This window comes from Lacibacter luteus (assembly GCF_004118265.1).
Taxonomy (GTDB): Bacteria; Bacteroidota; Bacteroidia; order Chitinophagales; family Chitinophagaceae; genus Lacibacter; species Lacibacter luteus.
In genome coordinates, this window is record NZ_SDHW01000001.1 from 483,650 (window position 1) to 495,116 (window position 11,467).

7 protein-coding genes are annotated in these 11,467 nt (G+C 41.0%); 1 reads left to right on the top strand and 6 read right to left on the bottom strand.

Annotation, left to right across the window (positions count from 1 at the left end; translation table 11 throughout):
• Nucleotides 1-19: 19 nt before the first annotated feature.
• Complete coding sequence (locus tag ESA94_RS01755; RefSeq protein WP_129129136.1) at nt 20-1,462, bottom strand: glycoside hydrolase family 28 protein; 1,443 nt, start codon at nt 1,460-1,462, stop codon at nt 20-22.
• Between the two features lies 1 nt (nt 1,463).
• On the bottom strand, nt 1,464-3,482 hold the full coding sequence (locus ESA94_RS01760) for a rhamnogalacturonan lyase family protein (RefSeq protein WP_240670958.1): 2,019 nt from the start codon (nt 3,480-3,482) through the stop codon (nt 1,464-1,466).
• A 381-nt stretch (nt 3,483-3,863) separates the two neighbouring features.
• Between ESA94_RS01760 and ESA94_RS01765 the strand changes: the two genes are divergently transcribed.
• The gene (locus ESA94_RS01765) at nt 3,864-5,039 is read left to right on the top strand and encodes an MFS transporter (protein WP_240670959.1); all 1,176 of its coding nucleotides are present in this window, start codon (nt 3,864-3,866) and stop codon (nt 5,037-5,039) included.
• A 92-nt stretch (nt 5,040-5,131) separates the two neighbouring features.
• Here ESA94_RS01765 and ESA94_RS01770 read toward each other — a convergent pair whose 3' ends face one another.
• From ESA94_RS01770 to ESA94_RS01785, 4 genes are read right to left on the bottom strand one after another with little or no spacing between them, the layout of a single operon-like run.
• Complete coding sequence (locus ESA94_RS01770) at nt 5,132-6,058, bottom strand: glycoside hydrolase family 43 protein (protein WP_240670960.1); 927 nt, start codon at nt 6,056-6,058, stop codon at nt 5,132-5,134.
• Nucleotides 6,059-6,062: 4 nt separating this feature from the next.
• Nucleotides 6,063-7,265 (bottom strand): glycoside hydrolase family 88 protein, encoded by a 1,203-nt coding sequence (locus ESA94_RS01775; RefSeq protein ID WP_205755894.1) that lies wholly within the window; start codon nt 7,263-7,265, stop codon nt 6,063-6,065.
• A 53-nt stretch (nt 7,266-7,318) separates the two neighbouring features.
• Complete coding sequence (locus ESA94_RS01780; RefSeq protein WP_129129138.1) at nt 7,319-10,762, bottom strand: DUF4450 domain-containing protein; 3,444 nt, start codon at nt 10,760-10,762, stop codon at nt 7,319-7,321.
• A 14-nt stretch (nt 10,763-10,776) separates the two neighbouring features.
• On the bottom strand, nt 10,777-11,466 hold the full coding sequence (locus ESA94_RS01785; protein ID WP_129129139.1) for a DUF6250 domain-containing protein: 690 nt from the start codon (nt 11,464-11,466) through the stop codon (nt 10,777-10,779).
• Between the last annotated feature and the right edge of the window lies 1 nt (nt 11,467).

Here is an 11,467-nt window from a genome sequence, read left to right on the forward strand (position 1 = left end):
TCAACTATAAATTATTAAACTATCCTTTTAGACGTTCCTGCTCTTCAATCCCTGTGGGTTCTTTTTTCTTTTCCACAGGTTTTGTTGAAACATCAATACTTGTATTGATAAATTTCCAGCCTTTGGTATATTCCATAGTGCCCAACGTGTTGGCAGTGATGATGGAATTGACAAAGCGGAAGTCTTCCAGCAACGATTGCGGAAGACCATTTATCTCAAATGCTTTTTGTGCATTGGTGATCTTTACATTCTGAATCACAAATTTCCTTGCAGCAGGAATTCCTTTTTCAGCAGGGGTCACTTTCTGCAGCATCGATTTCCAATGAGCAGGAACAGTTTCCATGGTATAACCTTTGGGTAATTCAGAATAACTATAAGCAGGATACCAGTTCAAATTGAATTGATACGCATTACGAACAGAATCCAAAACAGAATTAACGAAGTACACATCCTCCACTACTCCACCACGTGTTGTTGCCGATTTAATACGCAAACCATTATCGGTATTCTTTGCATAGAGATCGGTGCAGTAAATATGACGGATGCTGCCTGATGTTTCACTGCCAAGTGTAACAAGTCCTGCACCACGGCGTGCAATGGATTTGCGTATCACTATGTACTCAGTTGGTTTGTTTACTCGCAATCCATCCCAATCACGCCCGGCTTTTAAACAGAAATTATCATCGTTACAATCAATGTCACAATTCTGTATCAGCACCCAGCTCGATGAATCCACATCAATACCATCTGTACTTGGTCCACTTCCATCCTCGTTGTTCTTGATCACCACGCCATCAACAGTTAAGTAAGATGAATACAATAATTGCACTGTCCAGAAACCGGCGTTCTTAAACGTTAATCCTTTTACTGAAACATCGGTTGCATTCTGCACCAGCAATGTACGGACACGTTTAGCATCGTAGTCAACGATCCAGCGTAAACCTTTTGCATCATACTCTTTCCGCATCGCCCAATATTTATCCCAGCAGAATTTTCCTCTTGCATTGATAATGCCTTCGCCGGTAATAGCCACGTTCTTTACATTCAATGCATTGATGAGTCCAGCAGGCCATTTCATTTCAAGCCCTGCAATACGGCTATCCATATCGGGATAATCATCGAAGTTTTGCGAACCAAGGATCAACACGCCTTTATCAATTCGCAAATGAACATTACTTTTTAAAAAGATAGCACCTGTAACATAAGTACCCGGTTTAAATGCAACAATGCCGCCGCCTTTTGCTGCACATGCATCAATGGCGCTTTGAATAGCTTTTGTATTGACAGTAACGGTATCGCTTACTGCACCATAACTGTTGACATAATAAACTGTTTTGTCCGAAGGAAAACTTCTTGCACCTACTTTCTTTGTCCACTCGGGAACAACTGATGTTTGAGCAGTTACTGATAATACTGTACATAAAAAGAGAACGATCAAACTGCTTTGTTTACTTGTATTCATTTTACTGTTTAATGATCTTAATGGTTGCTGTTTGTTTTTTACTCATCACTTTTATAAAATAAATGCCTGCGCCTAACTCAGCACCTGTTTCTGTTTGATTAATGGCTGTGCCCTGCTGTTGCAGTTTGCCGCCTGCATCATAGATGTGGAAAGTAAAATTTCCGTTGGCTTTAATGCGAAATGTTTTTACAGCGGGATTCGGAAATACATCAACTGCTATCAGCTCACGCTGCAAATTGTTTACAGCTGTTGTAATATTCTCCACCAGTTGAATATTGGGCGTTGGTGGCGCACTCATTTCTTCACCCAAATAAAAACCGGGATGAGGCGGTTGATTATAGGCAGAGTTTTGCCATGCAATTGCCAGGCGGTATTGCGGATCGTGCATGAGTGTGTAAATGCGGTGTGTTGTTTCGTTCACCGTTGTATAAATGTTGAGAAATTGTTGATCGGTGCTGCGTAGAATAATTTCTTCTCGCCAGTCGCCCAACAGATCTGCTGTTAAGCAAGGATTCTTTTTGGTTGAATTATTTGAACCGCCATAACCAAGACCTGCCTGGTAAAGCGTTAACAAACGGTTTGAGCTATTTGTATTATAATTCCATTTATCCAATACATCGCCATCAAGAATTTCCCTTAGCAGATCACCATCCCACCACACAACATGGTCAATACTTGGGCGTGATGTTGCAATTTGATTTCCTTTACAATCCTGTAATGTGCCTGTGCCCCAACATTCATAACCTTTATAACGGGGATCGATATCCGCTGCTAAAGCCCTGCCAATATCACCTGTAGTATTGATGCCCCAAAGTGATTGACCTGTTTTTGCATCAAGCATACGCAAACCTTTGCCTGCATATTTCGATTCTTCTTCATAACACTGCCAAATCTCCAAACCCGGACGATCAGGATCCATATCTGTCATGTGTAACGCATCACCATGTCCTAATCCATTTGCAAAGAAACCCGTGCCATCATAATTTACTGCACTCGAACCATTATACACTTCATCTTTACCATCACCGTTTGCATCACCTACCGTCATCTGGTGATTACCCATGCCTGCATAACTTCCATTGCCACTTGTGTTGCTATCAAATATCCAGCGTTGTGTTAACTGCCCGTTTTTAAAATCCCATGCACTTCGCACCAAACGTGTGTAATAACCACGACCAAACACCATGCTTGGAGAAATGCCATCGAGATATGCAACCGCTGCAATAAAACGATCGACACGATTACCATAACTATCGCCCCAACTGCTCACCGTTCCTCTTGCCGGCGTGTATGCTTTTGTATCCATTGCTGCACCTGTTAATCCATTGAACACGGTAAGATATTCAGCACCACTCAAAACATAACCACTGCTGTTACGATAGTCAGCTGTTGCATTTCCGATAATTGTACCAACACCATCTTTTGTGCCATCGGCTGTTTTGCAGGCAACTTCTGCTTTACCATCACTATCAAAATCATACACAAGAAATTGAGTGTAGTGTGCGCCAGCACGAATGTTAATACCAAGATCGATACGCCACAATCTTGTGCCATTCATTTTATATGCATCGAGATACACATTACCTGTATAACCAGATTGTGAATTATCTTTTGAATTAGTAGGATCCCATTTTAAAATGATCTCGTATTCACCATCACCATCTACATCTCCCACACTTGCATCGTTTGCGGTGTAAGTATAGGCAACAGCATCAGGCGTTGTGCCGCCCGCCGGTTGCTGAATGGGAATCTGCATATATTGCTTTGCCCATACAGTAGCCTGCATGCTGTTGCTTTCTTCTACACCATTTACAACAGCTTTCACCACATACGTTTCATTTGCAGTAACTGCATCTGTATAATTTGTTGCACCTGTAATGGGTGTGCCGTTGAGTTTAACTCCGTTTCGATAAATATTAAATGCAGTAGCAGCCGTTTCGGTGCCGAATAAACGCCAACTGATAAATACGGATGAACTGTTAACCCGAACCGCAACTGTACCACGGTTGAGTTTTTCCATTTTACGTTGTGCTGTTGCAGTGAAGCAAAAAGCTAGAACGAGAAAGAGTAGAACTTTTTTCATTGACAAACAAGCAGGCATAACCCTATTGCAACTGTAGTGTACAGTTCGATTTGTAAATACGTTTCTCACTCTGTAAAGAGCATTGAATAATACTAACCGGTAGGAAATGAAGTGGAGATCGAACCTTCGGCACACAGCTTACCGTTGGTACAGAAACAGGCAATCGCAGCAGCATAGCAATTTATTTGCTCACAAATTAGCCATAGAATGAGCGGTATCTATCCTGCCGCATCCTGTACAAACGTTTGCGAAAACGTTTACATGATTTTATTACGATTATGCTATGATTCCCGCCTGTTTTTCGGATAATTTTGCCTCTTGGAACAGACATTATCGACTATTTCTACAGCAAACACTGACTATTCGAAACTGCGTATGCGTATCGCCGTTTCCGTTTTCTTTTTCTGCCAGGGCATTTGCTTTGCCAGTTGGGCAAGCCGCATTCCTGATATTAAAACTACTTTACAATTATCCGAAGCTGCATTGGGTAGTATTCTGTTGGCATTACCTGCCGGACAATTAACTATGATGCCCTTCAGCGGCAAACTGGTTACACGTTTTGGAAGTAAGTATGTGTTGCGATTGGCAGCAGCAGGTTATGCGTTAACATTGATCCTGATCGGTGCCACTACTTCATCGTGGCAACTGGCTTTGTCCCTTTATGTTTTTGGTTTAACAGGTAATCTCTGCAATATTTCGGTAAACACACAGGCGGTGAATGCTGAACATTTGTTTGGACGATCTATCCTTGCATCGTTTCATGGTGTGTGGAGCACGGCAGGTTTTACAGGTGCATTGGTTGGTTTATTGATGATGCGTTTGGATCTGTTGCCTGTTTATCATTTTATGATCGTTGCGGCGATTGTTATTACGCTGAATATTTTCTTTCAGAAATATCTCATCATTACGCCCACAAGTAAAAGCGCTTCTTCATTTAAACGTTTCCAGTTTCCGAAAGGTTTGCTATTACAATTAGGCTTGATCGCTTTTTGTTGTTTAAGCGCCGAAGGTTGTATGTTCGACTGGAGCGGTGTGTATTTTAAAGAAGTGGTGGAAGTAAAAGGTGAACTGGTGTCATTAGGTTATGCATCATTCATGGTGATGATGGCAACGGGACGTTTTACAGGCGATAAATTAGCAGAACGTTTTGGCCGTAAGAAAATGGTACAGTTAAGTGGTGTGCTTATTTTTTCGGGTATGATGATCGCAGTGCTGTTGCCCAATATCATTTTCGCCACCATTGGCTTTATGATCGTCGGTTTTGGTGTGAGCAGTATTATTCCGCTTGTGTATAGTACGGCAGGAAAAGTAAAAGAAGTAGCAAGTGGTATTGCCATTGCAACAGTATCGGGTGTTGGCTTCTTGGGCTTTTTGATGGGACCACCGTTGATCGGTTATATTGCTGAACTGGGAGGACTACGTTCTTCCTTTGCTGTAATAGCTACACTTGGCCTCATGATCAGTTATATGATTAGTAAGATTAAACTGGCGTAGTTTTATTTCTTTGAGTTCTTTGTGAAAATCTTCGTGTACTTAGTGCAATAAAAAAAGTAACCCAAAGGATACACGGAGAGCACTAATGCGTTCTACTTCGGCAACAATTCAAACTCTGCTTTACTGATTGTAAAAATTGTTCCGTGCCTAATGCCGCTCGGCAATGAAATCTTATCGGATATATCTGTCCAGTTTTTCAGATCGGTTGATTGCACAGCACCATACTTATGATCCCTGTATTTATCGAAGTACACAATCCATGTACCATTGATGCGTAAAGTGGTTGGCCCTTCTGCCCAGTAATTACCGGTGATGGGTGCAGATGCATCCGTGTAGCCGCTTCTGAGTTTTTTACTTGTGGCAATCTTGATATTCTTCTGTGCAGGTTCTCTGGTTTCATCTTTCAGAAACATGACAAACTGTTTTCCATCGGGAACAATCGTTGCATCGATCACATTAAAGCCTTTATCGTACAGCATTTTTGTTTTGCTGAAAGTTGAAAAATTTTTTGTTAGAACATAATACATCCGGTGATTATAACCATTCTCAACTTTCGGATCAGCAGGATATTTTCCTTTGATGGTGGTAGCCCAATAGATCATGTATTGCTTGCTCTTTCCATCGTAAGTGATCTCCGGTGCCCAACAGTTACGAGCTGAATCTTCATGCATCATCACCGGGATAAAACGTTGTTCACTCCAGTAAATAAGATCCTTACTGCTTGCATAACCAATACCCCGATCATTCCAGCTGACCGTCCACACCATATGAAACAAACCATCTGCACCACGGATGATGCAAGGGTCACGCATCAGTTTATCTTTTGCAACTGTTGGTTTTAGAAATGAACTGTCTTTCTTTAACGCACTCCACTTAAAACCATCATTACTGTATGCCAGGTGCAAACCATCCTGCCCGTTGTTTTTAAAATAGGCAAAGATGTAAACAGAATCAGATTGAGCTCTTACATACAAGAGTTGCATCAACAGTATAACCAATAGACTAAACTTCTTCATCATTCAATTATTTAAACAGCGCTTTGTAACGCATCATTGCTTCAACAAAATAATAATCGGCATAGGTTAACGGCACATCAATTTCTGTACCGGCCGGTTTATGTCCTACACTATGCTTCAACAAAAAGCCACCATTTGTGCCTGCTGCCGCTTTGTATTGTTCGGTTGACAGGTTCTTCAATATCGTTTCTGCTGCTTTAAAATACTTCACCGACAATTCTTTGTTGACATAACCACTTAACTCAAGCAATGCAGAAGCCATGATAGTTGCTGCCGATACATCACGCAATGCGTTTGGAATATCAGGTGCATTAAAATCCCAGTAAGGAATGTTGTCTGCGGGCAGATTCGGATGATTTAAAATGAACGCTGCAATTTTATTCGCCTGTTCAAGATAGATGGCATCTTTTGTTTCCCTGTATGTTTCAGTATAACCATAGAGACCCCATGCCTGTCCACGTGCCCATGCGCTTTCATTGGCAAAACCTTGTGCTGTTCTTTTTTGCTGCACCGCTCCTGTTTGTGAATTATAATTCAAAACATGGTACGAACTGTTATCTGCACGGAAATGATGTTTAATAGTTGTATTCGCATGTGTCACCGCAATTTTATAATAAGAGGAATCACCGGTGAGCTGTGTTGCCCAGAACAGCAATTTCAAATTCATCATATTGTCAATGATCACCAGGTATTCGTTTTGTTTTCCATCCCAGGATTTAATGCAGCCTGTCACCGGGCTGAAACGGGTTGACAATGATTTGGCACTTGTTATGAGTATGTCTTTATACGCAGCCGATGGCTGAATCAGGTTTGCATTACCAAAACTACAATACATCATAAAACCCAGATCATGTGTTGTGGTGTTGAACTGTTCTTTCTTCAACACTTCCAAAATACGTTGGGCTTCTTTGTACAGCGCTTCATCTTTTGTTTGCTGATAGAGATACAGCAAAGTGCCGGGATAAAACCCGCTGCACCACCAACCTGAATTACTGAATTCATATTTATTAGTTGTGGGAAAGTAAGTTTTTGGAAATTTTTCGGCCGGCAGGTTTTGCGCCAGCACTTTGTATTGAGCAGCCGCATCAACAAAATTCTGATCGATCGTTTTTAATAATGCTTTATCCGGTTGATGTTTTGTCTGTGCATGGCTCAGGAACAACATAAACAATGCAGCAATAAAAAAGGAAAAGCGTTTTGCAAGCAACATATATCTATCGGTTTATTCAGCAATTTAAGGCATAGATCAGTTGGATGTTTACTTTACTTCATTAATGTTACACTCATCAACCCGATCACCACATCATTGGCAATGGTCTTCAGTACAAGGTTTTTCAGTTGTTTATGCGGATTTAACTTCAAACTTAAAACTGTCGCTGCTCCCCCATCAATTGCAAAATTGGAAAAGCCTTTGATGCTTGTGTATTTATAATTGGCAGGAATCACCTCTCCTGTTTTCAACGACACCCGTGTTGGTTTTGGCGCATCAGTGGTAAAGGCGAAACCATCTGTAAAATAATCCTGCTCAATGGGCCACCAGTTTTCCGGGTTCTTTAATTCAAGAACAGACGATGTGCCATCGGTATAATTCACCACAATAGTTCCGTTCACCAAACGACTTTGCATAGCATTGGTACTACCAGCCATTAAGAAATACGCATACGATGCATTACCGTTCATCGGCAACGTTACCGAATCAGAATAATTATCCCACATGGATGTGAATACGATATTCTTTCCCGCTGTTGAGTTTGTCCTGAAAGGAATTTTATCGATCACAATTTCATTCTTTACACCAGCTTTTACACGCAAACCACTGTCGTTGATATTTGCTGTAGTTAACGGGTAAGCCCAGTTACCGATACCTTGTGTCGGCAGCTGTAGAGTTGGCACAGCCGGTCGTGGTGATAAATACTCGTTCCTGAAAATATTCGTCACCGCATCATTGAAATGCGGAGCAATATCAACTGTTTCAAATTTAGTAGCTGCTGTGATTGTTGGTTCTTCTACAAAACGTTCATCAATGATCATTGAAAAAGTCAACGGTTCAAACCAACTGAAATCACCTTGCTTTAATTGCAGGTACAAACTGTTTACACCAGCTTTGTTCAGGTTACCAGACACGATATTTGTTGAGCGAATTATATTACTCAACACTTCTACCGGTTGATAGCTATTTATAATGATCGCCTTATTCATTTTCACCTGCACCAATTCTTTACTGTTGTAGGCTTCTTTGTAAACCGGCTTTTCAAATTCCTCTCCTTTCCATTTAATCACAATCACATAGGATTTTGCAGACGCAGCATCAATTTGTAACGATGGCGTTCCGATAATACTGTCAACTATTCTCCATTGTACAGGCTTACCATTTACGGTTATTGATTCAACAAATTCTCTATAAGCAGGAATGATCAATTGCAATTTCAACTGTTTACTGAAAGTTGGTTGCAGGATATATTCTTCGGTTAAGCGTGTACGTTTAAACACAAACTGAATGTTAGGTGTAGTTAATGCAGCATCGTTCCATTGTTTCGGCAAACCGGGTTTAATCACTAAACGATCATTCAACGCATCAGGCAATACACCAAACAAACCTTCCACCAATGTTCTTCCCGCCATCGCAATCGGATCAGCAAAGTCCCTGTACAACTCTCCTCTGATTGCATCATAAAAACTCAACTGCTGAATGCTACCCGGACTTGCACCGAGATACATACTTTCCATCAGCGAACTCTTCCACAAACGATAGGCTTCTTCTTTATCGCCACCTTGCCAATATGCCAATGCAGTATGCAACAATTCAGCAAGCGCCACATTGTTCAGACTCCAGGTATATGGTTGCCAGTTGGTAGTTGACAATGTATACAGCGATGAATCTTTCAACCCCTTTGCAAGAATGGGAATATGCGGAATGAAGTAGTTAACGTATTGCAGAGATTGATATGATTGAAAAGGATCAGCAATACCTTCGTCGAGTGCATGATAGATCGTCCACAAAGCAGCCGACTCATGCAGCAGTTTATTTCCCAGCAGATCTTTATACTCTGCATACCAACCTTTATCCTTCAACCACAATTGTTGATTGATCGCATTGAGAATTTTATTTGCTTCTGCTTCATACTTCGTTCCATCAACACCAATGATCTTTGCAAGCTGTGCCGCCATTTTGTTTGAACGATAGTTGTATGCCGATGAATGTGTAACACCTCCACCACTGTATTGCAATGCATCACTTGCCCAGATAGCTGCATAGGAATCATACAAACCATCGCCATCCACATCAAAATTTCGTTTTTCCCAATCAAGATGACGGACAAGCAAGGGCCACATTTGTCGCACATACGCTGTATCACCTGTCCAATTAAAATGATTCAGCAACTGATCGATGAACACCAGGTTCATATCATAATGATGTGCACGAAAATCGCCACCGGGATTTCGGGAAATATAACCACTGCTGAACAATGAATTGCCCAGCTTCTCTTGCTGCCGACCTAAATGCAAAGCCGTATCACTTACAACAGGCCCTGTTGCAGGCGTGGTTAATTGCGACAACGCATAACCGCTAAAATGTTTTTTTGCACGATCATGCCAGCCAAACACATCGGCAATGTATGCACCACGCCAACCATTCAACCGCATGCGCCATGCAATAGCACCATGCATGAATGATGGATCTTCCCACACTGCATCGGCTGCAATACCAAGTACTGAACCAAGTGTGTTGATGAATGGATCGGGTGTAACAACTTTAATACGTTCAGCTAATTTTTTTCTTGCAGTTTCTGCCTGTTGAAATAATTGCGGTAATGCTGCATACGTTACAACCTTATTCTTCTCCGGTTTTTGTACGGCAAAGAAATACGGTTGTTTATCTTTTAATGAAAGCCTTGCAGTGATCAACGGACTTGCAACAGAACTATCTGACTGTAATAAGATAATGGGCGATTGTTGCTTTGTTCCATCTGCAATTTTTAATACTGCAGTTGACGGGAATACACCTGCAAGTTCTTTGCCTTTATCGGCAGTAGCAGTTGTGTTTGCGTTTGAAGGAAGATGTTGCACTTCATAACGTTCTTCTTCACTCAATGGCTTTGCAAAACCATACAGCAGTTGAAAACTGTTTTGTTTGATCTTATAAATATTGTCCTTGCAGTATTCTGGTTTCAGGTAAAAGGAGGATTCAGGATCAGCACCAATATCGCCATCACGGGAAAACTTTTTTCCGGTTGCTCCGCCATACACTGCAACTAATTGTACAGAGGTTGAAACATTTTCTGTTTGCAGTTGCACGATCATTCCTTCTCGATCATACAATGCAATTACATGCAATTGAAGAATACCATTGCCCAGCAATTCATCTTTTATTTCGTACAGCATGGAACCTGCACGATAAATAGCTTTGATCTTTTTGCACTCGATCAGCCATTTACTTTTACCATTTGCAACAATGCCAAATTTCAGATTACCACCCATGCCCGGCATGTACAATGCAAACTCAGGTAAGTCCCCAGCTTCTGTACGAAACGCAGTGTTGCCACCATACAATGCACGATTGAAACGTCTTGTTCCATTTTCAATCACAATATCATTTCCTTCGGGGCGATAACGAAGCTCCCGTTCAATACCATGCCATGGAGTTTGCTGACTAAACCCCGACAACATAACAGCAATAAAAAAACAAATCGTACTTACTCTTTTCATAAGATCATCCAATCTTAGTTTAGTTGCCAGATCTTTATATTATCGATCATCTGTCTGCTTTTTGTACTCCTGATGGCAAACCATCCTTTTGTAAATGGTTGTTCATCTTTGAAACTAAAATACATTTCATTGTTCACTGTAAAACTATTGATACCATTCTCTGATTTGATAACTACATGATACCGGTAATTCGGTTTTAGCAAGTGTGCAGCGTCTGTAAACTCACCAACAATTTTTAAATTCTTATTGCCATCGTAACGACGCATACGTGTTGTTGTATTGTAATTGCCGCCCATGCCAACATAATACATTTGCAGACTATCGTATTCACGAAAACCTCCTTTGCGTGTAAACATTTTCTCTTGTGGATCAGTTGCCATCCAGAATTGATTGAGATCACTCAACCGGTCATGCTTTCCTCCATCAATCACAACGATCCTGTCAAACTCAATTAGTATGTTTCCTTTTAATTCATTTTTATACCAAACGGTTATTCCTGATTCCGTATTCAATTGCAATTGCCCGTTTACAATTGTTGCAGGATCTTTATCGTTCTCACTTGCTTCGATGATCCATTTGTCGGAGAGGGTTGCAGCAGAAAAATCATCTTTAAAAATGAGAACAGGTTCTTTTGTTACATTGTTGTTCGTATTAAATGATAGCAGAGCAAGGATCAAACTCATTAATCGGTAATTCAATTTCATG